Raw genomic sequence first — 26,346 nt, 5'->3', positions numbered from 1 at the left:
CGCCGGCAAGAAACGCTAGCGCCGTTCGGGCGTAATGCGGACGAAGATGCCGTCGGGCAGATTGCCCTCGACGAGGTGGATGACGCCGCCCTTCACCAGGCCGCGGAAGGTCTTCGGCGCTTCTGGTGCGGGCTGCGCGGGGCCTCCTGCACGGATAGGGGCAACGACGATGCCGCCGCTTCCGGATGCCGGGCGCACACGGGCCTCGGGCTCCGGCATGACCGCATCGGCAGCGACGGGACGCGGCGCAGACGGAGCCGTCGGCCGGGGTGCGGAAGAACGGGTCGCAGACGTGGTCTGCGCGGCGACGTTCACCGTGCGTCCCTGGCCGCGATCCATAGCTTCATTCGCCAGGCGGTCGGCCTCCTTGTTCTTGTTGCGGAGAACGTGGCGGATCTCGAAGAAGTCGAGGCGGGCGATGCGGCGCTTGGCCTCCTCGTAGAGCGGCTTCAGGTCGGGGCTGTTGACGCGGTACTTGCCCTGGATCTGCTTCACCATCAGCTCCGAGTCGGCGACGACGCGCATGCGGCTGTGCCCCTCGCGGACGGCGAAATCGAGCGCGGCCAGCAGGCCCGAATATTCGGCGAAGTTGTTGGTCCGCTTGCCCAGGTACTCGCTCAGCTCGGCGACCATCTCGCCGGTCTCGCCTTCGATGTAAACGCCATAGCCCGAGGGGCCGGGGTTGCCGCGCGATCCGCCATCACAATAGGCGGTCACGAGGCGGCTGGAGCCTTCACTCTTCCCTGCTGCTGCTTCTTTCACACTCTCCTCCGGCTCCTGTGAGGAGTTTTCTTCCGACGGCCACAACCGTCCACTACCGAATTCACCTTGACGGCTGTTCATGTTGGGAGTGTAGACGATAGGGGCAGGAGGCGGGGTGCAGCCGACGCTGGTTCCCCCTCGGCCTTGGTGGCCCATGCAAGCCCTGTTTTGGCTTGAGTGGGGAACATCTCGGCACCGCTCCGTCCAGGTTCTTTCCTCCCAACCTTTTTCGCGCCGATGCGAACAAACCGCGGGTTCCTCCACTTCGCTCCGTTTCGGTCGGAATGACAAGACCGGGGAAGGGCGAACGAGCTGCGACGCAAATTTTCCCTGAGCGCTCGCGCTTTGCGGGAAATACCGTCTAAAGATTCAGTCCTACGAGAAAAACTCTGCCCGGCGCTCACCATTCGATGGCGGATGCGTCACTCAGGCGGAAGCTGTACGCTCCAGACGTTCCCCGAGATCGTTTCCAGTTCGCGCTGTTCCTGCAAGGAGCCTCGATGTCCGCTGACGCCCTCCGTTTTGTTTCCCCCTTCGCTTCGCCGGTGAACTCCGGCGCGACGACTGCCGTGCAGCCGGCAAAGATACAATCCTCGCGAGGGATGCTGACCGATCCACAGGCGCGCGCAAGCGAGATGGAGCTGATCCGCGAGGCGCAACAGGGCTCACGCGCAGCGTTTGACGCGCTGGTGCGTCAATATGATCAGGCGGTGCTCCGGCTGGCGCTCCACCTGACGGGATCCGAGCAGGATGCCGAAGATATTCACCAGGAGGCATTCCTCAAGGCATACCGCTACCTGGGCAATTTCCGCTTCGAGTGCTCGTTCTACACGTGGATATACCGGATCGTGACGAACCTGTGCCTCGACCTGCTGCGGCGGCGGAAGTCGCGCCGCGAGGATCAGGCAGTCATGGTGGACTCCTCGGGCGAGGAGATGGACCTGCTCAGCAACATCTCGGACGACCGGGCGGGCGCGAACCCCGACCGTGAGCTGCACCGGAAGATCCTCGGATCGAAGATCCGCGAGGCACTCGACCAGCTCACCCCGCGCGAGCGGATGGTCTTCGAACTGAAGCATTACCAAGGGTTGAAGCTCCGGACCATCGGAGAGATGTTGAACACGACGGAGGAGACGGCGAAGAACACGCTCTTCCGGGCAACACGGAAATTGCGGAACAACCTGGCTGAGATGCGATAGAAGTTCCCCATATTTGCGGTGCCGGATTCACGCAGTACACGCCGCCACGACGCGGCGAAACACAGCAGTACCCCGACCCATGGGCGATAGGCAGCACACAAAGTGACCCAGGGCGGAGGCAGCAAGACTTTTCGAGGCAGTGAGGCAGACCGATGACCATGAAGTGCGACACGGCACAAGAGCAGATCGCTTTGGCCGTCTACGGCGAGCTTGCCGACGACCAGAAGCACCAACTCGAGCAGCACCTCGGCGTGTGTGAAAACTGCCGTCAGGAGCTCGAGGGAGCGCAGGCCCTGATGCGGGCCATGGCGCTGTATCCGGTCGAGGAACCGTCCCCGAACCTGGTTGCGCGGACGCGCATGCGCCTGGAAGAGGCGCTGGACGCGATGCCGCAGGGTGGCTGGCTGCTGCGCTTCACGCAGGGATTCTCTCGTGGAGCACACCGGCTGCGCACGGCTCCGATCGCGGCCTCGGTAGTGCTGATCGCCGGCCTGGGCGCGGGCGCTTACGGCGGCTACCACGCTGGCCTGCATGCCCATGAAACAACCATCGAGGCGGAGCACGAAGTCGCGGCTCCCCCGGCGCAACCGGCAGCACTTCACGACGCAGGAACGACGGTTGCGCCCGAAGCTTCAAACGATGAGCAGCTGGCGGACATCGCCAGCGTGAGCAACATCCTCGCCGAACCGGGCAGCGACAAGGTGGAAGTCCGCTACAACCGGCTGGTGCCGGTCTCGGTGCACGGCTCCCCGAACGATCCTGGCATCCGCCAGCTGCTGGTGCTGGGCGCGAAGAACCGGGTCAATGCCGATGTGCGCGACAACTCGGTCGGACTGCTCGCCACCGGCTGCCGTACAGGCCAGTTGTGCAGCGACCGGATGGTCCGTAACGCGCTGATGGTCTCCCTCCTCTATGACGACAGCCCCCGGGTTCGCCTGGAGGCGCTGGACGGCCTCCAACCCTATGTGGCCGACGATGTGAAGGTCCGCGACGCGGTGCTCGAAGCGCTCATGCGCGATCCGAACGCCGATGTGCGCGCCCATGCCGTGGAACTGCTGGAGCCTGTGGGCGCGGACTCAAGCGTGCGCGAGGTGCTGCATACCGTGGCCAAGCGCGACGACAATCCGCAGATCCGTGGCGCGCTGCAGCAGGTCCTGAGCCAGGCCGTGCAGGTGCAATAGCAGACGCAACGACTTTGGTTCTTGCGCCGGACAGCGATTCGTTGCACTCTATTCTGGCTTCGGCCGCTCGTAACCAGAACATTACTCTGCGCCGAAGTGATATCTCCCGTGACATTTTGTCACTGTGACCGTCACATATTTGCGGCCAGCTCCCCACCGACAGAGGGAGCGGCGATAGAAGGAAGGCCATGAAGCATCTTTCGAGGCTGGTGTTCGCGGTAACGGCCATGGCTGTGATGCCGTCAGGGCTGACTGCACTGGGCATGCGCACCGGACATCCCGCGCCGGCCGCGCCGCAGGCGGCGATGGCCACCGGCAGCGTTTCCGGCTACCTCGGCATCGGCGTGCGGGATATTCCCGCCGACCGGGTGAAGGATCTGAAGCTGAAGGATCCTTCGGGCGCGGAGATCATCACCCTCGATCACGATGCGCCGGCGGCCTCCGCCGGGCTCAAGCTGCACGACGTGGTTTTGCAAATGAACGGGCAGGCCGTTTCCAACGCCGAACTGCTGCGCAGGATGCTGCATGAAACGCCTCCGGGCCGCGCCGTCACCCTGCTGGTGAGCCGCGACGGCCAGCCGCAGACCATCTCGGCGACGCTCGCCGACCAGGCGCAGCTCGAGCACAGCGCTCTCGACAACCTGACCGTGGTGCCCGACCCGAATTCGGACGGCGATATCGCGCTGACCGCGCCCACGACCCATAGCTACGGCTTCTTCGGATCGCTGCTTTTCGGAGGCCCATCCATCGGTCTGCAGCTGGATCCATTGAATGCGCAGCTGGCCGATTATTTCGGCCTGCACGACGGCCGGGGGTTGCTGGTGAAGCGCGTGGCGGCCAACAGCGCAGGATCGGCGGCAGGGCTCAAGGCCGGTGACGTGGTCACTCGCGTGAACGGCCGGAACATGGCGTCCGTGGGCGACTGGGACAAGGCCATGCACGCCAACCGCGGCAAACAGGTACAGGTGACGATCTTCCGCAATCACCGCGAGTTCATGGTGAGCCTGCAGGACGGCGAGCCGAAGAAGAAGGGGTAAGAAACAGGTTCCAGCTCCTGGCCTCTAAATCAGGGTGACTCATACAAGCCGGAGCTTGGCTTGCACGGGGGAACATTCCGGCGCGAATGCTCATATTGCCCGATTTCCTGTAAAAGTTCATACCTTCCCACCCGAGCCAAGCCTGGATGGGGCACCCATATATCCGCTCAACCAAAAAACTCACAGCCAGCATCAACGACCAGCATCAACGGCTGGAGGTTAAGAGCTCATAGCTGGAAGCTGCAGTTCGCCGTTCAACCCTCCGGAAACCCCGTTCGGCCCGGTTCGCTCGCGGCAGGACTTGGCCCTGTGATTCAATAGATGAGATATGTCTACGGCCGTGCAACAACCTGGTACGGACAAGTCCGGAGCGGACGCAGCGCGCGGAGCGAAGGCCCTGCCCAAGAAGCGTCCTTTCATCCGCAAGATGCGTGCGGCGAGCCGCAAGGTACGCGAGCTGGCCATCGTGGGTCGGGCTCTGGCCGGCACCGGTCACCCGGTCATGGCGCAGATCGTGCCGATGCGCTTCTGCAACCTCTCCTGCACCTACTGCAACGAGTACGACAAGGTCTCCGACCCGGTGCCGCTCGACGAGATGCTGCGCCGCATCGACCACCTGGGACGGTTGGGCACCAGCATCATCACCATCTCGGGCGGCGAGCCGACCACGCATCCCGACCTCGACGTGATCATCCGCCGCATTCGCAAGAACGGCGCACTGGCCGGCATGATCACCAACGGCTACTACCTGGTTCCGGAGCGCATTGAGCGGCTGAACCGCGCCGGCCTCGACCACCTGCAGATCTCGATCGACAACATCAATCCGGACGAGGTCTCGAAAAAGAGCCTCAAGGTCTTGGACAAGAAGCTGCAGTGGCTCTCGGAGTACGCCGAGTTCCACGTGAACATCAATTCGGTGGTGGGCGGCGGCATCTCGAACCCCGAGGACGCACTCACGATCGGCCGCCGGGCGCTGGAATTGGGCTTTACCTCCACCATCGGCATCATCCACGACGGCGACGGCCAGCTGAAGCCGCTGGGCGGACGCGAGCGTGCCGTATGGCAGGAGATGCGTGGCTGGAACAAGAAGAACTATTCCCGTTTCAACAAGTTCCAGGAAGCGATCGCCAATGCGCAGCCGAACGACTGGCGCTGCCGCGCGGGCTCGCGCTACATCTACATCTGCGAAAACGGGCTGGTGCATTACTGCTCGCAGCAGCGCGGCTTCCCCGGCGTGCCGCTGGGCGAGTACACCAAGGCCGACGTGAAGCGGGAGTTCCTCACCGAGAAGACCTGCGCGCCGCACTGCACCATCAGCTGCGTCCACCAGATCTCCTACATCGACCACTGGCGCGCGCCGCAGACCTCGCGGGTCTCGCCGGGCTCAGCCGACGGCCTGGTGAATATCCACACCTAGAGCAATTTCATTCGCGAATTGCACCGAAGAGCCTGTCCTTTCGCCCAGCGAAGTGACAGGCTTTTTACTTCCACAAAAAGCAGCTCCTGCATCGCGAAATGTCAAGAATCCTGGCCCTCACGGCGGCATTTTGCTGTCCCAATTTGGCATTGTTCTGCGTACACTAGCGACTAGGCCCCCTCGCATTAACCCTTTCTAATCCCGGTGTCGATGCTGTTTGCAGAAAGCCAGCAGGTCGAGCGCGATTTTTGTCACGCCCAATCCCTAACCCGGCATCATGTTTAAGGCTCAAACTTCATGGACTTTTCCACCGACGTCGCCCTTGATCCTCGGATTCTTAAAGAGGTCATTCGCACCCAGACCGAGATCGCCCGGCTCGGACTGGACCTTGGCGCGGTGATGAGCCTGGTGGCGGACCGGGTACAGAACCTGACGGAGGCGAGCGGCGCTATCGTCGAGCTGGCCGAAGGTTCGGACATGGTGTATCGCGCGGCCACGGGCATTGCCGGATCGCACCTCGGACTGCGGCTCGGCCGCGAAGGCAGCCTCTCCGGCCTGTGCGTGGCGCAGGGTCAGGTGCTGCGCTGTGACGATTCGGAAACCGACGACCGCGTGGACCGGGCGGCCTGCCGCCGCGTGGGACTGCGCTCGCTGGTGGTGGCCCCGCTCGATTATGACGGCACCACGGTCGGCGTGCTGAAGATCGCCGGTGTCGACGCAAATGCCTTCGACGAGAAGGACGTGGCGATCCTGGGGATGATGTGCGATCTGATCGCAGCGGCCATGTTCCACGCCGCGCGCAGCGAGGCCAGCGAGCTCTATTACCGGGCCACGCACGACGCGCTGACCGGCCTTGCCAACCGCGCGCTGTTCTATGACCGGCTCCGCCAGCGGCTGGCCCAGGCGCGCCGGCAGGGCAGCGGTATCGGTGTCCTGAACCTGGACATGGATTGCCTGAAGCAGATCAACGATCGCTATGGGCATCGCGCGGGCGACTCGGCGATCCGGGAGACGGCGCAGCGCATCCGCAATACCTCGCGCGAGGCGGACACGGTGGCACGGCTGGGCGGCGACGAATTCGGCGTCATTCTCTCCGAGATCCGGGACCGCGACAGCGTCCTTGAGGCAGTCCACCGCATCTCATCCACTATCGTGCAGCCATTCCAGTTTGAAGATCACGACCTGAACCTGAATGCGAGCATCGGGACGGCGGTTTATCCCGAAGACAGCTCGGAGATCGACGGACTGATCGAAGCCGCCGACCAGGCAATGTATGCGGCAAAGCGGACGCGCAAGGCGCAGTCCACGCTGAACGAGGCCGGTGTTGGGCAGGCCTGAATCCGGACAGGAATTTCTGCGGCGGCTGCCGAAAGCGGAACTGCACTTGCACCTGGAAGGCACGGTAGAGCCGGCGACGCTGGTCGAACTGAGCCGCCGGCATGACGAGGAGCCGCTGACACTCGACGCGGCGGCCGCCATCTACCAGTACACGGATTTCACCGGCTTCCTGATGGCCTTCAAGGCTGTCTCCGAGCGGTTGCGCACGGCCGAGGACTACGAGCTGATCACCTATGCCATGCTGGAGCGGCTGGCCACGCAAGGTGTGGTGCATGCCGAGGTCTACGTGGCCGTGGGTGTGGTGTACTTCTGGGGCCGCTCGGAGTTCGAACCGCTCTTCGCGGGCATGGAGCGCGCACGGCTGCGGGCCGAGGCGGACTTCGGCATCACCCTCTACTGGATCTTCGACGCGGTGCGGCAATTCGGCGTAGATGCGGCGGCACGGGTCTTCCGCAAGGCCGCAGAGATGAAGCACCAACATGCATCCATTGTGGGCATCGGCATCGGCGGCGACGAGCGTCAGGCCGGCCCTGAGCTCTTCCGCGAACTGTACGCCGAGGCAAAGGCCGCCGGGCTGCATCTGACCGCGCACGCAGGCGAAACGACGGGGCCGGAGAGCATCTGGGGCGCGCTCAATATCGGCGCGGAGCGCATCGGGCACGGACTCTCCGCGATCCAGGACGCGGAGCTGATGGAAGTTCTCGCCGAGCGGCAGGTGCCGATCGAGGTATGCATTTCGTCCAATGTGGCGACGGACTGCTGCCCGCAGCTGGCCGATCATCCGGTGCGGCGCTGCTTCGACGCGGGACTGATGGTGACGCTGAACTCGGACGACCCGGCCATGTTCCACTGCTCGCTCGAGAGCGAGTACCGGCTGGCGGAAGAGAGCTTCGATTTTCACGAGGAGCACCTGCGGGAGCTTGCGGCGAATTCGATCGAAGCGAGCTTTTTGCCCGCAGAACGAAAGGTCGAGCTGCTGCATCGAATCAACAGCCTGAAGTAGGACATGAGCAACAGGCTGTGGGCGATATGGAACCGAAGTGGTATCCGGCCGGGCAAGAAAGCGGCCGGGCGAGATGAGAAACTGGGCTATCATGATGGCATCGCGGTGCGTCGGCGCCGCGGAAGGATGGGTTTTCCTGTGAGTATGTTGCCTGCATTCTGCCGGAAGTCGGAGTCGGACGAGAGCCTTGCGCTGCGCGCCCTGGGCTGGGCCTCAGTCGCGGTCGGAGTGGCCGCGCTGGGATTGTATGTCGGACGAGAGCTGCGAATCCGCTACAAGTTTAAGAACCGGAAGCCGGAAGACTTCTACGCCCACGCGGGCGATACGTACTCGGAAGCGGAGTACGGCGTCGGGACATAGCTCCCGCGCAACAATGCATGAGAAAAGCCCCGGCATCGCCGGGGCTTTTCTGCGTCTGCCTGACGAAATTTCAGCACTGACTCCGTCACCTCTATTTGTGCGCCCGAGCCTCCGAAGATAAAATGGAAAGGTCGCTTTCAGAGCGGTCGTAAGCGTTTTACGTGAATCAACGCGCAAAGTTCAAGACCAGCCCACGGGCTGGCCCAACTCTCTTGCGTGGGTAACGTAAATGCTTTTTGAAAAGAAATCGACCCTTCTGTTTTCCGCGATCTTCCCGTCGAAACAACCAGCCTCCATCGCCGTTTTGCTTCTTTTCCTAATCGGATTTGCAGACGGAAGCATCTTGCCGTTTTTTGCGCTCTGGGCGCACCTGCAGGCCGGAATCCCCGTGCCATATATCGGCCTGCTGCTCGCCTGTTATGCCGGGGGTGAACTGCTCGCTGCCCCTTTCATTGGAGGAATCGCAGATCGTATCGGCAGACGTCCGGTCGCGACCTTCTCCACTGCAGGTGTAGGCACGGGACTGCTGGCGCTCACATTCTGCCACGGCGTAATCGCTTCCGTGCTCCTCCTGCTCTTCATCGGCGTATGCGAGAGCGTGGTGCACCCTACCATCTTCACCGTGATCGCCGACAGTTCCCCGGCCGATCAAAGACGCCAGCGATTCGCCCGTGGACGCGTTGCGCTGAATGCAGGTCGAGTGGCAGGGCCGCTCTGCGGCGCACTTCTGGCGAAGCTCTCTCTGGGAGATGTATTCCTCGGGAGCGCCGCTGCACTTCTATGCGGCACGCTGATCTCCGCCTTGTTCCTACCCGAAACGCTTGAGAGAAGCGGTGAACCCGAAGAGGAGGAAGAAGAGGGATTCGCCAATCTCATGCCAGCATTTCGAGACAGCCGGCTGGCATTGCTGCTGCTCTGGTTCATGATTCTGGAGGTTGCAGGCAGCTGGGTTGAGTGCGTTCTGCCGCTCTATGCCCGGGATGCAGGCACGCTCACGGCATCGGGAGTAGGACTGCTGTTCTCTTATGCGTCGCTGCTGGTCGTGTGCTTTCAGCTTCCGGTCACGCGGGCATTGGCCAGGGCTTCTGGATTTCGCATGATTCTGGCGAGCGGCGCAGCTCTCATGGCTGGATTTTCCTGCGTCGGCCTCTCTGCCCGCGTCGAGATGCTGGTGATCGCCATTACGTGCTTTTCAATGGCGGAGATGCTCATCGGTCCATTGATCCCAACCATCGTCCACGCACTCGCTCCGGCGCATGCAAAGGCCACGTATCAGGCCGCGACATCGGTTGCGAGCGATCTGAAGGATTCACTTGGACCTGCAACGGGTACCGCGATCTACGCACTTGGTGCTCGCCTCCCCTGGATACTCGGCATCCCCATGGCTGCGGCTGCATCGTGTGCGCTTGCGTTTCAGATCAAGCGCCATGATCGAATTGCGTGATCGTGATGGGCGAGGCGGGCAGATTTCGTGCGCTCTGCTCTCGCTTATGAGCGACTACCCTCCCGCCCAGGCGTAGCTTGGACGGGCCCCCTATCCTCGTCATGCCGAGCAAACCGCAGATTCCTCGAACTCGCTCCGCTCGCTCGGAATGAAAAATCGTGGAAGAAGAAAAGCCCCTCGCGTTTTCGCGCGAAGGGCTTTTGTCTTTGAGCTAGAAGCTAAAGGCTAGCAGCTAAAAGCTAGCTCTTAGCCAGACCGCGCAGCACGTACTGCAGGATGCCGCCGTGCTCGTAGTAGCCGATCTCCTGCGGAGTGTCGATGCGCACCTTGGCCTCGAACTCCTTCACGGAGCCGTCAGCTGCGGTCGTCTTCACTTTCAGGGTGCGGCCATTGGCGAACTTCGCGTCGAGCAGCGCCTTGAGGCCGGGGAAGTCGAAGACCTCTTCGCCGGTCAGGCCGAGGCTTTCGACATTCTGACCCTCGGCGAACTGCAGGGGCAGGATGCCCATGCCGACGAGGTTCGAACGGTGGATGCGCTCGTAGCTCTCCGCGATGACCGCACGGACGCCGAGGAGCTTCGGTCCCTTGGCCGCCCAGTCACGCGACGAGCCAGAACCGTACTCCTTGCCCGCGAGAACGATGAGCGGGGTCTTGCGCTCGGCGTAGATGACCGATGCGTCGAAGATGCTCATGCCTTCTCCCTCGGGCAGCAGGCGGGTGACGCCACCTTCGGTGCCCGGAGCCAGCTTGTTGCGCAGGCGGACATTGGCGAAGGTGCCGCGAACCATGACTTCGTGGTTGCCGCGACGCGAGCCGTAGGAGTTGAAGTCCGCTGCCTTGACGCCGTGCTCGGCGAGGTACTTGCCGGCCGGTCCGTTGGCCTTGATGGAGCCTGCGGGCGAGATGTGATCCGTGGTCACCGAGTCGCCGAGCACCGCGAGGACGCGGGCCGAGGCGATGTCTTCGACCGGAGCCGGGGTAGCCGGCATGCCGTCAAAGTACGGAGCCTTGCGGATGTAGGTGGAGTCGCCCTCCCACTGGTAAACGTCGCCGGTGGGGAACTTGAGCTGCTGCCAGTTGGCATCGCCGTCGGCGACCGTCGCGTACTCCTTGAGGAAGATCTCGGAGCTGATCGAGGACTCGATGGCATCGGCGACTTCCTGCTGCGAAGGCCAGATGTCCTTCAGGAAGACATCGCCGTCCTTGCCCTTGCCGATGGGCGTCGCGTCGAAGTCATGATCGATGCGGCCAGCCAGCGCGTAGGCGACGACCAGCGGCGGCGACATGAGGTAGTTCGCGCGCACGTCAGAGTTGATGCGGCCCTCGAAGTTGCGATTGCCGGAGAGGACCGAGACGGCGACCAGGCCGTGATCCTCGATGGACTTCGAAACGTCGGTGGGCAGCGGGCCGGAGTTGCCGATGCAGGTGGTGCAGCCGTAACCGACGACGTTGAAGCGCAGCTTGTCGAGGTACGGCAGCAGGCCAGCCTTCTCGTAGTAGTCGGTCACGACGCGCGAACCGGGTGCAAGCGAGGTCTTGACCCACGGCGGAACGCTGAGACCCTTCTCAACGGCCTTCTTCGCGAGAATGCCGGCGGCGATCATCACCGAAGGGTTCGAGGTGTTGGTGCAGCTGGTGATGGCGGCGATGACGATGGAGCCGTTGTCGAGGTACTTGTCGACGTCGACATTGAAACGCTCCTTCACCGAGATGGTGGGACCGGACTCGTGCACGCCCTGGGCGGCATCGATGGTCTCAGCCGGATGGCCGCCTTCCCCTTCCCAGCGGACAACCTGGCGCTCGCCGTTCTTGCCGGCGTTGGGTCCGAGGAGGTTCGGCAACTGCTTCGCGAACGAAGCGCCGGTCTCGCGCAGCAGCACGCGATCCTGCGGGCGCTTGGGTCCGGCCACGCTGGGCTCGACCGTGGCGAGATCGAGCGACAGGGTCGCGGAGTACTCGGCTTCGGGTGCATCGATGGAGTGGAAGAGGCCCTGCTCCTTGTAGTAGGCCTCGACGAGGGCGATCTGCTCCTCACTGCGGCCGCTGAGGCGCAGGAAGCGCAGCGTCTCGGCGTCGACCGGGAAGATGCCGCAGGTGGCGCCGTATTCGGGAGCCATGTTGGCGATGGTGGCGCGGTCAGCGAGCGAAAGCTCGGAGATGCCGGCGCCGTAGAACTCGACAAACTTGCCCACTACGCCGAGCTTGCGCAGCATCTCGGTGACGGTGAGGACGAGATCGGTGGCGGTGGCGCCTTCGCGCAGCTTGCCGGTGAGCTTGAAGCCGACGACCTGAGGCACGAGCATCGAAACTGGCTGGCCGAGCATGGCCGCCTCGGCTTCAATGCCGCCGACGCCCCATCCGAGGACGCCGAGGCCGTTGATCATCGTGGTGTGCGAGTCGGTGCCGACGAGCGTGTCGGGATAGGCCACAGACTTGCCGTCGGTCGCGAGCGTGAAGACGACGCGGGCGAGGTACTCGAGGTTGACCTGATGGCAGATGCCCATGCCCGGGGGCACGGCCGAGAAATTATGGAAGGCCGACTGTCCCCACTTGAGGAAGGCATAGCGCTCGCGATTGCGCTGGAACTCGAGCAGCGAGTTGAGCGAGTAGGAGTTCGAGGTGCCGTACTCGTCCACCTGCACGGAGTGGTCGATGACCAGCTCGGCTGGCTGCAGCGGGTTGATCTTCTGCGGATCGCCGCCGAGGAGCTTCATCGCGTCGCGCATGGCGGCGAGATCGACGATGGCCGGCACGCCGGTGAAGTCCTGCATGAGGACGCGGGCGGGCATGAAGGCGATTTCGCGGTTCGGCTCAGCCTTGGGATCCCACTTGGCGAGGAACTCGATGTCGGAGGCGGTGACCGACTCGCCGTCTTCGCGGCGGAGCAGGTTCTCGAGCAGGATACGCAGGCTGTACGGCAGGCGGCTGAGATTCACGCCCTTCGATTCGAGCGCGCCCAGGCGATAGAGTTCGTAGGTCTTGCCGCCAGAAGTCAGCATGGTCTGGCTGCCGAAGGAGTTCTTGGAAGTGCTCATTGAGTCCTCGATGTGAACTTGGTAGGCGCGATGGCCTGTGGGGGTCCCTGTAGCAGGACCGGCGTCGTTGGCGAGCGCAGGAAAGCGCGCCCATCTTACGACGGGAGAAAGAGAGCCTACAGGGAGAGGAACCGTCCACGGTCCGGGCGACCGTGTCGAAAGCGCTTGAGAAGCGGCGGCATAAGCATCGTGCTCATCGTCCTGTGATTATTCTAGGACATTTCAAATGGGGATTCCGACCGTTCAGGTCCGATATAAGGCAGTTGGCTGGTTTCTACACCCAGACGGACGAAGCGGTATTTCTGCTGGCCGCCATCAAGCAGGAGCACGGAGCCGTCTTCGACTGGCTGGAATCGAAATTCCCCATTCCACGGAGCGCTGGTCAGCACGAGCAGGTTTTTGCCGGATACATCCTGCCGCGTGCCGAGAGCACTGGACCAGGATTCGCAGTGCATCACAAAGCCATCGCCGTCGCGCACGACGCGCGCAGAGCCCAGCTCCTCGCTGCGGTAGTCGCCGAGGAGTGAGGCGATCCACGCCGTAGCTTCCGGTGAAGTCTGGACGCGTTCCAGGCGCAGGGCTGTCGCTTCCGAGCGCGCCTTGCAGGAGGATTCGAGCATGGCATCGGCCTGCGCGGAAGCGCCGAAGAAGAGTTCGAGGATGCGCTGCTGCAAGGCTGCGAGAAAGTCATTCACGGCGCGAGCATTCGTGAGCACAACCACGCCGAGGCCATGCCCCTCTTCAGGGCCGGGCAGGAAGAACATGTCCGAAGAAAAGCCCAGAGTATTGCCACCGTGCCCGATGAGCTGGAGACCGTACTGCTGCTGAAGAAAGAGGCCGAGACCATAGCCGTGACGATCGCCGATCCGAATGGCTTGCGTGCGGCGCGCAGCAAGATTCCCCGGCGAAAGCAACCGCTCGCCATCCGGAGCGAGACCTCCGCTCAGCTCGAAGTGAAGGTAGTTCGCCATGTCGAGCACCGTGGACCACGCCGAACCCGAAGGCGCGGTGGGATCAGGAAATTGCTCGATGACCGGATCGATGGGCACGGCGTCGCCCGCGAGATTGAAACCATGCGGCGCTGCATCGCCCGCTTCCGGCGCATGCAACAGCCGGCTGCGCTTCATGCCGAGCGGCGCGAAGATGACCTCGTCAAAGGCCTTCACCGCAGCCGATTGAAGATCGGGTTCCGGCGCGTAGGCGTGAGCGGCAGCATAGCCTCCTGCGGCGACGAGGTAATTCGAATACTGAAAGACCTCGCCAAAGCCGGTAGTGGGGCTCATCTGCCGCATCTCGGCGATGCGGTCCTCGGGCGTGACACCGCGATAGCGGAAGAGCATGTCGAAGTCGCGGCGAGGCATGCCGGTGGAGGCGCTGACGGTATGCCGCATGGTGAGACGCGCCGTGGTGGCGGCATCGGCGAGGGCAAAGCCGGGCAGAACCTCGGTCACCGGCGTGGACCATGCGAAGAGCCCGCGATCGACCAGCCGTGCCATCAGCAGCGAGGTGAGCGGCTTGGTGGTCGAGCCGATCATGAAGCGCGTCTCCGGCGTGACGGCATCGCTGCCTCCTGCACGGCAGACGCCGAATCCCTCGGCGTAGACCGTCTTGCCATTCTGCACGATGGCGATGGCTGCGCCGGGAATGCCGAAGCGCTCGAGCGCGGGACGGAGAAAGCTTTCAAGCGCCACGCGCTCCTCTTCGCCGAAAGGCTTCGCTGCAACGCCGGCGAGATTCGCCTCGACGAGACCGGAGGGTTTCCATGCCTCCACAAGCTCCAGGATCTGTGCTCCACGGCGGCTGTACGCGGCGATGGCCGCATCGATGAGCACGATATAGGCGAAGCCCGCGAAGATGCGCACGAGGGCGATGGCCAGGCGTGACTCGGCGGCAGGGCGCTCATAGACGATCTGCACGACGCGCTCCCAGCCGTTGGCCGAGGGCGCTTCCACCTGCTGGCGCACGGGCGCGGCAAAGCCCGGCTCATGGCTCTGCCATGCGGCCAGCGTCTGCGCGGCGAGGTCCTCCTGCAGCGGCGCGCGGATGAGCACGAGCGAGAGATCGCCTTCGGGCCCGGCAAGCGTAAGCGGCGATTCGCTCGCAAGGGTCCATCCGTCGGGGAGTGGGGTTGGGTGGTCACAACCGGGGAGGACGGGATCGGTCGGGGCAAGGCGTGGCTGATCGGGCATTGGGTCTAGCGTCCTTCCAGAGATCATGAGGAGAAGCAACAGAGGAGCCAGAGTACCGCAGAAAGCAGAGGCAAAATCCGCGATATAATAGACTAAGTCGACCAGACTAAGTCCATAGGAGCCAGCCATGCGTGAAGTCAATATGCACGAAGCAAAGACGCACCTTTCACGGCTGGTGGACGAAGCCGTAAATGGTGAGCCATTCATTATCGCCAAGGCCGGGAAACCGCTCGTCAAGGTTGTGCCCCTGCACGCGCCGGAAGCCATAGCAGAGGAGCGGCTCGGTTTTCTCGAAGGTGAGTTCCAAATACCGGATGATTTCGATCGCATGGGGCAGGAAGAGATCGAACGCATGTTCTACGGAGAAGCGTGAAGCTTCTTTTAGACACGCATCTCCTGCTATGGGCGGCGAGTCAGCAGTCCCGGCTGCCTGAAGCGGCGCGCAAACTCATGCTCGACCGCTCGCATCTGCTCTATTTCAGCGCTGTCAATCTTTGGGAAATCGCGATCAAGAATAGCCTGCGACGCGAAGATTTCCATGTCGATACGCAGCGCCTTCGGCGCGGCCTGCTTGCGAGCGGCTACAAGGAGCTGGCGATCACCAGCGATCACGCCATGGCTGTCGAGAACCTCCCCATGCTGCATCGAGATCCGTTCGACCGCATGCTGATCGCGCAGGCGAACATGGAGGGACTTATCCTGCTGACCGCAGATCTGCTTGTAGCGAAGTATCAGGGACCGGTGCAGCAGGTCTAAACGGCCGCCTGTCCTGCTAGCCTGAAAGAGCCATGAGCCAGACTGTACTGTTGCATTTTTCCGGGCAGGATCATCCCGGGCTGACCGCCGCGTTGACCGGCATCCTTGCAGACTTCGACGCATCCATCCTCGACATTGGACAGGCCGTGGTGCACGAGACGCTGGCGCTGGGCCTGCTGGTCGAGCTGCCTGCGGGCGCGGAGTTCGCGCCGTTGCAGGCTCGGCTTGAAGATAAAGCCGAGGCGCTTGGGCTGCGGTTGCGCTTCACGCCGATCTCCGCCGAGGCGCTGGCGCACTGGCTCTCGCTGCAGGGCAAGGACCGCTTCATCCTCACCGTGCTCGGGCGGTCGATTACTGCCGCGCATCTCTCTTCTGTCACAGCCGTGGTTACAGATCAGGGTTTGAACATCGACCGCATCGAGCGGCTCTCGGGCCGGCTCTCGCTCGCGGTACACACGCCCGATGCGAATGCCTGCGTGGAAATCCATGCGAGCGGGCAGGCACAGTCTCAGGACGAGATGAAGTCGGCCCTGCTCGAAGTGGCACAGCGCTTCCCGATCGACGTAGCCTTCCAGCGCGAGTCGATCTTCCGCCGCAACCGGCGGCTCTTCGCCTTTGACATGGACTCGACACTGATCCAGGGCGAAGTGATCGACGAGCTGGCGAAGCTGGCCGGTGTGGGGGATCAGGTCGTCAGGATCACCGAGTCCGCGATGCGTGGCGAGATCCCATTCTCTGAAAGCTTCCGCCGTCGCGTGGGCCTGCTCAAGGGGCTGCCCGAGGCGCGCGTGCGCGAGCTGCTGGGCAGGATTCCGCTGACCGAAGGCGCCGAGCAGCTGATCTGCACGCTGAAGACGCTGGGCTACAAGACGGCGATTCTCTCCGGAGGATTTACATTCTTCGCGCATCACCTGCAGCAGCGCTTCGGCATCGACTACGTGTATGCGAATGAGCTGGAGATGACGAACGGCGCGGTGACAGGTGAGGTGACGGGCTCCATCGTGGACGGCGCACGCAAGGCCAAGGCGCTGCGCGAGATCGCCACGCGCGAGAATATTTCACTTGAGCAAGTCATTGCTGTCGGCGACGGCGCGAACGATCTGCCCATGCTGAAGCTGGCCGGGATGGGCATCGCCTTCCGTGCAAAGCCGCTGGTGCGCGCGAGCGCAAGCCACTCGCTCACGCATCTGGGGCTCGACAGCCTGCTCTACCTCATTGGCGTGCGCGATCGGGATATCGAAAACCTGGCGTGCTTTCAGCCGGTGGAGATTCCGGAGGAGCTGTAGAGGGATTGCACTGCCATCCAAGCGGAACCTGGATGGCGCACCCTGATCTTTGGTGTTCAGAAAATAACTTTGTTATTTCGACCTGAGCAGCAAGAACCGCAGGTCCCTCCACTTCGCTTCGCTCCGGTCGGGATGACAAAGTTTGGTGGAAATACACGAGGGGCGCGGACATATATCCGCGCCCCTCGTGTATTTCGTAACTGCTTTAGCTACATATTCCAGCTACTTCCCCGTCACATCCAGCTTCGGCTGCTTTGCATCCGGCAGGTTTGCGCCGAGGATACCCGCGACCGTGGGCGCAATCTGGCGCATGTCGATCGTTCCGAGATCCTTACCATGTGCGATGCCCTCGCCCATGGCGAAGAACGATGCGTGCATCTCGGGATCATCGGTGATCCAGCCATGCGCACCCTTCTCGGGCGAGTCGCTGACCAGCGGGCCGCTGAGCTGCGAGCCGGTGATGTAGCCCATCTTCAGCACCACGACCCACGCCGCATCCGGGAAGCCTCCGTACTTCTTCGCCTCTTCCTGCGTGAGAATGCGCTCGACGCCGGAGTTCGGATCGGCAGCGAGCTTGTCGAGGATCGTCTTCACCTTCTCGCGCACGGCCTGGTCGTTCGGGTCGTGCAACATGATGGGCGCCATGCCGCCTGCGGCCCAGGGCTCGGCCTGCCACGCTGTCACGCGCGGAGCGCCGATGTAGGACGCCTTGCTCATGGTGATGAGTCCGGCCTGGAGAAACGGGATCGCGAGGTTCACCCCATGCGGCGAGTCGGCAAAGCCGTGGTCGGAGACGATGACGACGTCGGTGCGCGGATCGTTGGCGCGCGCCGCCTCGATGAGCTGACCGACCATGCCGTCGATGGCCTCGAGCGTGGCGTCCGCCTCATCGCTGAAAGGCCCATGCTCGTGCTCGGAGCCGTCGAGCGAGCTGAGGTGGATGGTCATGAAGCCAGGCTTCTTCTCGTGCAGGATGGCGAGCGAAAACTTTGTTCTGGTCCGATCACCATCGACCGACGTGTCATTGCCGGCCATGTAAGGACCGTTCTCACGCTCGAGCTCGGGTAGCATACCGAGCGGACGGCTGATGGCGGCCATCAGGTGGCGGTCGTCCGGGTTGGGATGATCGCCGCCGACCGAGGAGCGCCAGTACTCAGGCAGCAGATAGTCGACGCCCTTTGCATCGACGCTCACAGGCCAGCTCACCGCGGCCGTCTTCAAGCCCTTCTCATGCGCGGCCTGCCAGAGCGTCTCGACGCGGACATCTTCGTTGTACCAGTACCATGCGCCGGAGAAGTCGCGCGTGGGGTCGAAGACCTGATTGTTGTAGATACCGTGGACCGCAGGCCACACGCCGGTGACCAGCGTGGTGTGGCTCGGATAGGTCACCGTCGGCATCACGCCGACGACGCCATCCGCATACGCGCCTTCACCCACGAAGCGGCGCAGCGTGGGAATCTTGAGATGATGCTCGTCGGCGTGCGTGACGTACTCGGGCTTCATGCCGTCGATGGAGATCATGAGCACGGGGCGCGCCGATTGACTGGAAGACTGGGCCTGCATGCAGGCGGGAGCGGCGGCAAACGAGGCAAGCAGCGCGGCGGTGAGAACACGAGCGAGTGGCATCATGGCATCGATCATGCCACCCTTTCGCAAACACCGCATGAATGTGCGGCTACAATCGTGGCGTGGAACGCGCGGACCGATCTGCGCGTATCTGAAAGAGTCTGCGGCTCATCCGCAGACGAAGGAGTTTCAGGATGCAAACCCGTATTGTCGGGACCACGATGCCGGTCCTCGAGTTTCTGCTGGAGCACAACGACGCGATCATCTCCGAGTCCGGCGAGCTTTCCTGGATGGGCGCCTCGATCCAGATGACGACGCATACGCAGTTCGGCGGCGGCGGCGGATTCTTCGGCGCGATCAAGCGTATGGCCGGCGGCGGCAGCCTCTTTATGACCGAATACCGCGCGATAGGCGCGCCCGGCGAGCTGGCCTTCGCCACGCGTGTGCCCGGCCACATTGTGCCGATCGAGATCGGTCAGGGACGCGACCTCTTCATCCATCGCCACGGCTTCCTGTGCGCCACCTCGCAGATTCAGCTGAGCGTAGGCTTCCAGCAATCGCTGGGCGCGGGCATCTTCGGCGGCGACGGCTTCCTGCTGCAGCACGTGACCGGCCTGGGCATGGCGTGGATCGAGCTTTCGGGCGAAGTCGTGGTGAAGGACCTCGCGCCGGGCGAGACGCTGCGCGTGCATCCGGGCCACGTGGGCGCGTTTCAGTCGAGCGTGAACTTCCAGATCACCCGCGTGCAGGGCATCAAGAACATGATCTTCGGCGGCGACGGTATCTTCCTTGCCGCGCTCACCGGCCCGGGCCGCGTGTGGTTGCAGACGCTGCCGATCGCGAAGCTCGCGCACCAACTCGAACCGTATCTCGACGGCGAAGCGACCCAGAGCAACACGCAGGCCGGCGTGATGGGCGGCATCGTCGGCTCGCTGCTGGATGGGCTGAAGTAAAGCGGAGCTTCCGGAAGAAGGTGTAGCATTCCAGCGGGCGAGGGCTTCGGCTCTCGCCCGCTGGAATGCATAGCGCGCCTCAAGGGAAACAGATCCTGAAGAATGAGCAGGGTGAACCATGACAGACCGCATGGGGCAACGACTGCGCCTGACACCGCGCCTGAGCCGGAAGGCAATCCTGACAGCCATTGCCTTCTGCATCCTCATCTCGTCGCGCCTCTTCGCTCAGACCTCAGACAGCGGCCGTCCTTCGCAGGCGGGCGATCACGCACTTCTGCCCGGGCAGGGCTTTGAGGTTGTGGCAATCAAGTCCGCCGAAAACGGTCCCAAGACTCCCCGATTTCTCACCTTGCAGGGGACGAACCGGTTTGTCGTCCGCGACTACAATCTCAAACTGCTCATTGCAGCCGCGTACGACATGAACCCTGGCACCATCTCGGGCGGCCCCGCCTGGATCGAGTCCGATCACTTCGACATTCTTGCGTTGACGCCGGGGCAAACGAAGCCAGATCACAATGCGCAGATGGCCATGCTCCGCAAGCTGTTACAGGATCGCTTTCATCTCACCTTCCATCGCGAGGAGAAAGAGTTCTCCATCTACACGCTGGAAGTGGCCAAGGATGGGCCGAAGCTCAAGCCAACCACTCTCAGCCCCGACGCCCCAGCGAGCGTAGGCCCCGGCATGGTTTACCCGCAGAAGATCGTGATGCCGGCCAGCAACGCCACGATGAATGACTTCGCCTCATTGCTGCAGCGCGCGGTGCTCGACCGCCCCGTCGTGGACAAAACAGGGCTCACGGGACGGTATGACTTTTCCCTGGAATGGGCACCGGATGAACGCCAGTTTGGAGGAGAGCTTCCTGCGGCCCCCGACGACGCGCCGAGCCTTCCCTTCTTCGAGGCAGTCCGCCAGCAGCTTGGCTTACAGCTGGAGGCGCGAAAAGGCCCCATTTCCGCGATCGTCGTCGATCAGGTTGAGCATCCCAGCCCGAACTAGAGCCAGCTATCCCTTGCGTCCATCCCCGCGCATGCAAGGACGCGCATCTCCGTGACTTCCATCACATCCCCACGCTGCCCACACGCTTAGGCTTGAAGCTGAGATCGAGCGCGAGGGCGGGATGAATCTGGGATTCGTAGAGAGCAGAACCTTCGACGAAATAGCATTGGGGGACACCGCGCGCGCGGAACACGTCTTCACCGGCGATGACGCGCTGGCCTTCGCCTCCATCTCGGGCTTCCAGGCAGTGCTTGACCAGGGCGAGCTTGCGCGGCGCGCCGGCGGCGAGGCCCTCACGGGACCGAACATGTGGTGTGCGTCGCTGGTCTCCGGACTCTTCAGCATGCAGCTGCCAGGGCCCGGCGTGACGCTGACCGGCATCTGCCTCGCCTTTCACAACCGCATCCACGTGGGCGACCGCGTCTTCGTGAGCGTCGAGGTCACGGGCAGGGACGAAGCAACCCGGCAGATCGACTTTGCCTGCGAAGCGCATGACGAGCGCGGTGCGCAGATCTTCACTGGCACGGCCAAGGTGCTGGCTCCGGTGGAGAAACAGCGATGGTCCACGCTGCCGGTGCCGCACGTGATCGTGAACAATTCTTACCGGCGCTACCAGGAGCTGATTGCGCGTGCAACCGCGCGGCCCGCGGTGCGCACGGCGGTGGCGTGGCCCTGCGATGCCGTCTCGCTGAGCGCGGCGCTCGAAGCCGCGAAGGACGACCTGATTGTGCCGGTGCTCGTCGGCGCAGAAACAGAGATACGCCGCGTCGCGCACGAGTTGAGCACTGCGATGGAAGAATCACTCAGCCGCACGGAAATCATAGAAGCCGCAGACAGCCGCGCCGCAGCGGCGAAGGCCGTAGAGTTAGCGCGAGCAGGCGCGGTGGGCATGCTCATGAAGGGCTCGCTGCACACCGATGAGCTGATGGGCGCAGTCATCGCAAAGGAAAGCGGACTACGCGCGGGGCGGCGCATCAGCCACATCTTCGCGCTCGACGTGCCGATGTATCCGAAGACGCTCTTCGTCACCGACGCAGCGATCAATATCCAGCCAGATCTCGAGACGAAGGTGAGCATCCTGCAGAACGCCATCGATGCGATGCTGCGGCTGGGCGTGCGCGAGCCGAAGGTAGCGATCCTCTCTGCAGTCGAGTCGGTGAACCCGGCCATCCCTTCGACGCTGGAAGCCGCGGCGCTATGCAAGATGGCCGAGCGCGGTCAAATTCGCGGCGCCATCGTGGATGGGCCGCTGGCCTTCGACAACGCGATCTCGAGCGACGCGGCACGGATCAAGCACATCGCATCGCCGGTGGCCGGAGATGTGGATCTGTTGATGGTGCCGAATCTCGAAGCAGGCAACATTCTCTTCAAGCAATTGCAGTACCTGGCGGGAGCACTGGCCGCGGGCGTGGTGGTCGGCGCGAAGGTGCCGATCGTGCTGACGAGCCGCGCCGACGGAGAGCTGGCCCGCATGGCGAGCTGCGCGCTCGGCGTGCTTCTCGCGTAGAAATGCAGGGTATAACTGGGTGCCCCACGTCTCGAGTCTGAGACGTGGGATAGTCAGCATCCTCAAGCGATACAGCGATTACAGATGCGCTGCGACGTTCCTCATCCCCGTATCGATCTGCGGCTGCAGCTCCTCTCCCTGCAGATCGGGCCGCTGTTGACGGAGCGCGTTCTGCGCAAGCCGATAGTGCTGCCATGCCTCAGACCACTGCTGTTTCATCGCCAACACATCCGCGATTTGTAACTGTGTGCGTGGCGAATCGGGCGCTAGCGCTACAGCCTGCTGCGCCAGCTGCAGTGCTTCGTCGAGCTGGCCACCTTGCTCGAGCTTACCCGACGTGTGCACGTCCACCCACGCCGACGCGAGCGGCACATCGAAGGTTCCCTGGTAGACATACACACCGTCCTGCAGGATCGCGATCGGCTTCATGGCGCGAAAAGCGTCATACGGATTCAGCGCACCCTCGCCTGACTCGACACCATCGAGATCGCTCTCGCTGATGAGCACGGTACCGGTGATCTTTGGCGGCACATCCATCGGCAGGCCGATCCACCACAGCCCGCTCGGCGTGGGCAGCCGCTTGCATTGCACGCCGTAATCCTGCGGCTGCACCGCGGCATCGGGAAAATATGCGAACCAGCAGTCGGTGATGTGGTTCTGCTCGAGATACTGCCGCACGGTCTTGAGCTGCTGCCCCCAGTCGACATTCGCATCGCTCAGGTAGCGGCGCACCTGCAACGGTCCGCCGATGGCTTCGTTGCCATAGGCCATGTAGTTCGGAGCGACGCGCACCGTCGTGACCACCTGCCATACGAGCAAAATCACCGCGATAGTTTTCCATGCAGCTCCGCGCCGAAGCATCATGGCCGCCACTGCGCCCGCGATGATGTAGAGGAACGGATATACCGGCATCAGGTGCCGCGCGCCGATGTCGAAGTGCGAGGTCACGATCACGGCAAAATACACGGCCACCGGCACCAGCAGAAAGATGAGCTCACGGCCATATCCACGCTCAGACTTGTGCCACGCAAACGGCGCGAGCACCAGCAGCAGGAGCAACGGCAGCGTGGACTTAATCAGGAAGGCAAGCGGAAAGTACTCCCACGGACCATGGCGATAGATGCGGCCAAGGAAGTAAGCGGTGAACTCCCATTCGGTGTGCTTGGTATTCGCCAGCCCCCAGATGTACGCCTCGGGCAGCAGGTGCAGGCGCGCCAGTAACGCGAGCATCGCGCCATCCGACTTATGCGGCAGCGAAGCGAGATACGGCGCAAGTGCGGGATTCAGTTCGAGACCATGCGGAGCCGGCGCATAACGGAAGCGATAGAAGGCCCAAATGACCGCCCAGGCGCAGACAAGGATGCCCGCGCAGGCGGCAAGCAGTCTGCCAAAGACCGCGGTGTTACGCTCGCGCAGAGCCTCGCACACCGCGATCAGCACCAGCATCGGCGCAACGAAGATACCGGTGAACTTCGCACTCATCGCGAGCCCTGTCAGCAGGCCCGTCATGCATAACCATCGCCAGCCGGGATGCTCGCAGTAGCGATAGAAGCCGTAGATCGACGCAAGGATGAAGCAGGCACTGGCCACGTCGGTGGAGATGAGCGTGCCATGCGCGATCACGTTGGGATCGAAGACAAAGAGCGCAAGCGCGCAGACGCCGGCGAGCGCGCCGAATACGTGCCGCCCAAAAACATAGATCAACAGCGCGGCCAGGAGCGCAAAGAGCATGCACGCCATGCGCGCGGCAAAGAGCAGGCGATCGCCACCATTGTGGAAGACGAAGAGACGTCCTCCGACGAAGGCGTTGCCGGTGTGTCCCTCGGCGACATCGCCGGGCAGCGCGGGATGCAGATGCAGGATGGGCAGCGCCGCCACCATCTTCACCAGCGGAGGCACCTCGGCATTCAGGCGATAGTCGCTCTTCGTCAGGCTCACATAGCCGTCGTAGAGGTGATGCGCCTCGTCCCAGTTTGCAGAATAGAGCCGCGCCACGCCGATCAGCTGAAGGGCGAAGATCGCCAACAACAGCGGCACGGCGATGAATGCAATCGTTTGACTGCGGCTTTTTCGAGCGTCGGCAGGCGCAGGATTCTGCATGCCGAACATAGTAGAGGAAGCGAGGGTATAGGGTGTAGAGGATAGGGTGTAGCCGGGTGCCCCACGTCTCGACCTTGAGACGTGGGATCGCCTATCCCTACAGGATCACAGTCTCCCCCGGGTTTTCCTCCCATGTCTCAGAAGCGAGACATGGGGCACCCAATGAGCGTTACTGCGCCTCGTTAGAAACGCCGAAGTCGTAAAAGACGGTGGGAGTGAGCAGCTTGTCCTTGGGAAGTTCCACAACCGCGTACTCGCCCGGCTCCAGCGGCTGTTCAGGAGTGAATTTTACCCATGCGCCGCCATCCATATCCGTCTTCGTGATCGCGATTTCCTGTACCTCCCGCTTCCGTGATCCGCCGAATACATTTGCGGAGAACTCGATGCAGATCCGCGTATCCTTACCGGGCTTTAGCTTGATAAGGCTCAGACGATTGCGGAAGGTGTCCGGATCATCATCGGGAATCCGCGCAAAGAAGGTTGGAGACTTCGTTGCCACTTCGACCTCTGACGTGAGGTTCGCGATTTCTACAGTTCGGCGAGGCCCCGCATACACGATGGAACGGGCGAAGTTGGAGCCAGCATGCGTATTGCTTACAAGTTCGGAACCGTGAAGAACGACGAGACTGGGCTTGCTGCTCTTCTCCACCAGCATCGAGTAACTTCCTCTCTCTGGCAGATGAATCCCGGGGGCAACTTCGGGAGTTGAAACTTCCTGACCAGGCAGCAGTAAGGCAGATGTGCCAAGAGCAACGGCTACAACGATCTTTCTGAACATGGCACGAACTTAGCACGAGCACGTTCATTTCGAAACAACTTCTACCCTACTCTCACCCCAACAGACTCTGCCACAACAGGAACCCATTCAAAGCGACAATGATGCTCACCGTCACCCATCCGGCAATGTGGGTCGGGCGGCGATTGGTGAAGGTGCCCATCAGGTTGCGATTGCCCGTGAGCAGCAGCAGCGGGATCAGCGCGAAGGGCAGCGCGAAGCTCAGCACCACCTGCGAGAGGATGAGGATCTTCAGCGGGTCGAGTCCGCTGGCGATGACCGCGATGGCCGGCAGCAGCGTAATGAGGCGGCGCAGGAAGATGCTGAACTTGATATCGAGGAAGCCCTCGATGATGATCTGCCCGGCCATGGTTCCCACCGTCGACGACGAGAGCCCGGAGCAGAGCAGCGCGACGGCGAAGGCCATCGCTGCCGCCGGCCCCAGCAGCGGTCCCAGGGTGCGGTGCGCATCTTCGATTGGATTCGCCAGCACGTGGCCGCCGAAGGCAGCCGCCGCAACGACGATCATCGCTGAGTTCACCAGCCACGCGGCATTCATGGCAGCGAAGACATCGATCGTCTCAAAGCGCAGGTGGCGCAGGCGCAGCACGATGCGCTGACGCTGCGGGCCTGTGTCCTCCTCGCGGCGGCGCGGCTGTACCAGCGACGAATGCAGATAGATGACGTGCGGCATCACCGTGGCGCCAAGCATGCTGACGGCGACGTAGATGCTCTTGCCATCAAGCATGGGCACGAGCGTGTGATAGGCGACCTGCCCCCACTGCGGGCGGATCATCACCATCTCCAGCGCGTAGCAGACGCCGATGACGCAGACGAAGGCCATGATGGCGCGCTCGAGCTTGCGGAATCCCCACAGCTCCAGCGCGAGGATGGCGAAGACGCAGACCGAGGCGAGCAGCGCGGCGACGAGCAGGATCTCCGTCTTGCTCCACCCATAGAGCAGGAATCGCGGACCAAAAAGCAGATAGAAGCCGAGCGCCGCGCCGAGGAATTCGGCGAGATCGGTGGCTAGCGCCGAGACCTCTGCCGCAAGCCAGAGAAAGATCACGGTGGGTTTCGAGAACTGATCGCGGCAGTTCTCCGGCAGCGATTTGCCGGTCGCAATACCCAGCTTGGCCGCGAGGTACTGGATGAGGATGGCCATCGCGTTCGACCACAGGAGCACCCATAGCAGCTTGTAGCCGAAGCGCGCGCCACCGTCGAAGTTGGCGGCGAAGTTGCCGGGGTCGATGTAGGCGATGCTGGCGACGAAAGCCGGTCCGAAGTACGACCAGAGCTGGCGGCTGCGCAACTTCGGCAGCTGAGGCGTGAACTCCGGGTCGGTCTGTGGTCCTGCCGCGGGAAGCGCCATGTGGGTGGTTCCAGTGTAGGCATGGCCTGCCTGGATGTAAACCATGGTTAACGAAATATTTTTAATAGC

21 protein-coding genes are annotated in these 26,346 nt (G+C 62.8%); 14 read left to right on the top strand and 7 right to left on the bottom strand.

The features are described 5' to 3' along the window. Positions 1-15: 15 nt before the first annotated feature. Positions 16-762 (bottom strand): reverse transcriptase-like protein, encoded by a 747-nt coding sequence (locus QM649_RS12555; protein WP_415199385.1) that lies wholly within the window; start codon positions 760-762, stop codon positions 16-18. Between the two features lie 602 nt (positions 763-1,364). On the opposite strand from QM649_RS12555, the gene QM649_RS12550 reads away from it, so the two are divergent. The 8 genes from QM649_RS12550 (at position 1,365) to QM649_RS12515 (ending at position 9,741) form a co-directional block, all read left to right on the top strand. Continuing rightward, positions 1,365-1,961, top strand: a complete 597-nt coding sequence (locus QM649_RS12550) for an RNA polymerase sigma factor (RefSeq protein WP_415199390.1) — start codon at positions 1,365-1,367, stop codon at positions 1,959-1,961. Between the two features lie 152 nt (positions 1,962-2,113). Continuing rightward, entirely contained in the window at positions 2,114-3,142 is a 1,029-nt protein-coding gene (locus tag QM649_RS12545; protein WP_415199384.1) for a HEAT repeat domain-containing protein, read from the top strand. Positions 3,143-3,330: 188 nt separating this feature from the next. Next, entirely contained in the window at positions 3,331-4,179 is an 849-nt protein-coding gene (locus QM649_RS12540; protein ID WP_415199383.1) for a PDZ domain-containing protein, read from the top strand. 427 nt (positions 4,180-4,606) lie between these two features. Beyond that, positions 4,607-5,596, top strand: a complete 990-nt coding sequence (locus tag QM649_RS12535; RefSeq protein WP_415199389.1) for a radical SAM protein — start codon at positions 4,607-4,609, stop codon at positions 5,594-5,596. 297 nt (positions 5,597-5,893) lie between these two features. Beyond that, positions 5,894-6,934: a diguanylate cyclase domain-containing protein gene (locus QM649_RS12530; RefSeq protein WP_415199382.1), complete on the top strand. Its 1,041-nt coding sequence runs from the start codon at positions 5,894-5,896 to the stop codon at positions 6,932-6,934. Next, positions 6,918-7,937 (top strand): adenosine deaminase, encoded by a 1,020-nt coding sequence (gene add, locus QM649_RS12525; RefSeq protein ID WP_415199381.1) that lies wholly within the window; start codon positions 6,918-6,920, stop codon positions 7,935-7,937. The genes QM649_RS12530 and add overlap by 17 nt, the downstream gene beginning before the upstream one ends. 144 nt (positions 7,938-8,081) lie before the next feature. After that, complete coding sequence (locus tag QM649_RS12520) at positions 8,082-8,297, top strand: hypothetical protein (RefSeq protein ID WP_415199388.1); 216 nt, start codon at positions 8,082-8,084, stop codon at positions 8,295-8,297. 229 nt (positions 8,298-8,526) lie between these two features. Then, on the top strand, positions 8,527-9,741 hold the full coding sequence (locus tag QM649_RS12515; RefSeq protein ID WP_415199380.1) for an MFS transporter: 1,215 nt from the start codon (positions 8,527-8,529) through the stop codon (positions 9,739-9,741). A gap of 239 nt (positions 9,742-9,980) precedes the next feature. Here QM649_RS12515 and acnA read toward each other — a convergent pair whose 3' ends face one another. Both acnA and QM649_RS12505 read right to left on the bottom strand, forming a co-directional pair. Beyond that, positions 9,981-12,776: an aconitate hydratase AcnA gene (acnA, locus tag QM649_RS12510; protein WP_415199379.1), complete on the bottom strand. Its 2,796-nt coding sequence runs from the start codon at positions 12,774-12,776 to the stop codon at positions 9,981-9,983. Between the two features lie 212 nt (positions 12,777-12,988). Next, entirely contained in the window at positions 12,989-14,965 is a 1,977-nt protein-coding gene (locus tag QM649_RS12505; RefSeq protein ID WP_415199378.1) for a serine hydrolase domain-containing protein, read from the bottom strand. A 127-nt stretch (positions 14,966-15,092) separates the two neighbouring features. Here QM649_RS12505 and QM649_RS12500 point away from each other — a divergent pair, with 127 nt between their 5' ends. Genes QM649_RS12500 through serB form a run of 3 tightly spaced genes read left to right on the top strand, consistent with a single transcriptional unit; the run spans position 15,093 to position 17,007 of the window. Beyond that, entirely contained in the window at positions 15,093-15,338 is a 246-nt protein-coding gene (locus tag QM649_RS12500) for a type II toxin-antitoxin system Phd/YefM family antitoxin (RefSeq protein WP_415199377.1), read from the top strand. Continuing rightward, positions 15,335-15,721 carry a type II toxin-antitoxin system VapC family toxin gene (locus QM649_RS12495; RefSeq protein WP_415199376.1) on the top strand — a complete coding sequence of 129 codons (387 nt, stop codon included), beginning with the start codon at positions 15,335-15,337 and terminating at the stop codon, positions 15,719-15,721. The genes QM649_RS12500 and QM649_RS12495 overlap by 4 nt, the downstream gene beginning before the upstream one ends. A 32-nt stretch (positions 15,722-15,753) precedes the next feature. Then, entirely contained in the window at positions 15,754-17,007 is a 1,254-nt protein-coding gene (gene serB, locus QM649_RS12490; protein WP_415199375.1) for a phosphoserine phosphatase SerB, read from the top strand. A 222-nt stretch (positions 17,008-17,229) separates the two neighbouring features. Here the strand turns inward: serB and QM649_RS12485 are convergent, their stop codons facing one another. Beyond that, positions 17,230-18,636, bottom strand: a complete 1,407-nt coding sequence (locus tag QM649_RS12485) for an alkaline phosphatase family protein (protein WP_415199374.1) — start codon at positions 18,634-18,636, stop codon at positions 17,230-17,232. Between the two features lie 131 nt (positions 18,637-18,767). On the opposite strand from QM649_RS12485, the gene QM649_RS12480 reads away from it, so the two are divergent. From QM649_RS12480 to QM649_RS12470, 3 genes are all read left to right on the top strand, one after another. Continuing rightward, positions 18,768-19,526 (top strand): AIM24 family protein, encoded by a 759-nt coding sequence (locus QM649_RS12480; RefSeq protein WP_415199373.1) that lies wholly within the window; start codon positions 18,768-18,770, stop codon positions 19,524-19,526. Between the two features lie 118 nt (positions 19,527-19,644). Beyond that, on the top strand, positions 19,645-20,523 hold the full coding sequence (locus tag QM649_RS12475) for a TIGR03435 family protein (protein ID WP_415199372.1): 879 nt from the start codon (positions 19,645-19,647) through the stop codon (positions 20,521-20,523). A gap of 121 nt (positions 20,524-20,644) precedes the next feature. Beyond that, the gene (locus QM649_RS12470; protein WP_415199371.1) at positions 20,645-22,030 is read left to right on the top strand and encodes a bifunctional enoyl-CoA hydratase/phosphate acetyltransferase; all 1,386 of its coding nucleotides are present in this window, start codon (positions 20,645-20,647) and stop codon (positions 22,028-22,030) included. 78 nt (positions 22,031-22,108) lie between these two features. On the opposite strand, the gene QM649_RS12465 is transcribed toward QM649_RS12470, so the two are convergent. From QM649_RS12465 to QM649_RS12455, 3 genes are all read right to left on the bottom strand, one after another. Beyond that, positions 22,109-24,067, bottom strand: a complete 1,959-nt coding sequence (locus QM649_RS12465) for a glycosyltransferase family 39 protein (protein WP_415199370.1) — start codon at positions 24,065-24,067, stop codon at positions 22,109-22,111. 232 nt (positions 24,068-24,299) lie between these two features. Further along, positions 24,300-24,908 carry a hypothetical protein gene (locus tag QM649_RS12460; RefSeq protein WP_415199369.1) on the bottom strand — a complete coding sequence of 203 codons (609 nt, stop codon included), beginning with the start codon at positions 24,906-24,908 and terminating at the stop codon, positions 24,300-24,302. Between the two features lie 52 nt (positions 24,909-24,960). Continuing rightward, a complete protein-coding gene (locus QM649_RS12455) occupies positions 24,961-26,322 on the bottom strand; it encodes an Nramp family divalent metal transporter (RefSeq protein WP_415199368.1) in 1,362 nt (453 codons plus the stop codon). Between the last annotated feature and the right edge of the window lie 24 nt (positions 26,323-26,346).

The organism is Silvibacterium sp., assembly GCF_047605705.1.
GTDB lineage: Bacteria > Acidobacteriota > Terriglobia > Terriglobales > Acidobacteriaceae > Silvibacterium.
Note: the sequence above shows the minus strand (reverse complement) of the source record. Positions and strands in the feature narration are given on the sequence as shown.

Excerpts from the sequence above, each read along its gene's own strand:
- QM649_RS12500 (WP_415199377.1), top strand. The coding sequence starts at position 15,093 with ATGCGTGAAGTCAATATGCACGAAGCAAAGACGCACCTTTCACGGCTG.
- QM649_RS12535 (WP_415199389.1), top strand. The coding sequence starts at position 4,607 with ATGCGTGCGGCGAGCCGCAAGGTACGCGAGCTGGCCATCGTGGGTCGG.
- serB (WP_415199375.1), top strand. The coding sequence starts at position 15,754 with ATGAGCCAGACTGTACTGTTGCATTTTTCCGGGCAGGATCATCCCGGG.
- QM649_RS12515 (WP_415199380.1), top strand. The coding sequence starts at position 8,527 with ATGCTTTTTGAAAAGAAATCGACCCTTCTGTTTTCCGCGATCTTCCCG.
- QM649_RS12520 (WP_415199388.1), top strand. The coding sequence starts at position 8,082 with ATGTTGCCTGCATTCTGCCGGAAGTCGGAGTCGGACGAGAGCCTTGCG.
- QM649_RS12460 (WP_415199369.1), bottom strand. The coding sequence starts at position 24,908 with ATGTTCAGAAAGATCGTTGTAGCCGTTGCTCTTGGCACATCTGCCTTA.
- QM649_RS12480 (WP_415199373.1), top strand. The coding sequence starts at position 18,768 with ATGCAAACCCGTATTGTCGGGACCACGATGCCGGTCCTCGAGTTTCTG.
- QM649_RS12485 (WP_415199374.1), bottom strand. The coding sequence starts at position 18,636 with ATGATGCCACTCGCTCGTGTTCTCACCGCCGCGCTGCTTGCCTCGTTT.
- QM649_RS12470 (WP_415199371.1), top strand. The coding sequence starts at position 20,645 with ATGAATCTGGGATTCGTAGAGAGCAGAACCTTCGACGAAATAGCATTG.
- QM649_RS12530 (WP_415199382.1), top strand. The coding sequence starts at position 5,894 with ATGGACTTTTCCACCGACGTCGCCCTTGATCCTCGGATTCTTAAAGAG.
- QM649_RS12475 (WP_415199372.1), top strand. The coding sequence starts at position 19,645 with ATGACAGACCGCATGGGGCAACGACTGCGCCTGACACCGCGCCTGAGC.
- QM649_RS12545 (WP_415199384.1), top strand. The coding sequence starts at position 2,114 with ATGACCATGAAGTGCGACACGGCACAAGAGCAGATCGCTTTGGCCGTC.
- acnA (WP_415199379.1), bottom strand. The coding sequence starts at position 12,776 with ATGAGCACTTCCAAGAACTCCTTCGGCAGCCAGACCATGCTGACTTCT.
- QM649_RS12550 (WP_415199390.1), top strand. The coding sequence starts at position 1,365 with ATGCTGACCGATCCACAGGCGCGCGCAAGCGAGATGGAGCTGATCCGC.
- QM649_RS12505 (WP_415199378.1), bottom strand. The coding sequence starts at position 14,965 with ATGCCCGATCAGCCACGCCTTGCCCCGACCGATCCCGTCCTCCCCGGT.
- QM649_RS12455 (WP_415199368.1), bottom strand. The coding sequence starts at position 26,322 with ATGGTTTACATCCAGGCAGGCCATGCCTACACTGGAACCACCCACATG.
- QM649_RS12540 (WP_415199383.1), top strand. The coding sequence starts at position 3,331 with ATGAAGCATCTTTCGAGGCTGGTGTTCGCGGTAACGGCCATGGCTGTG.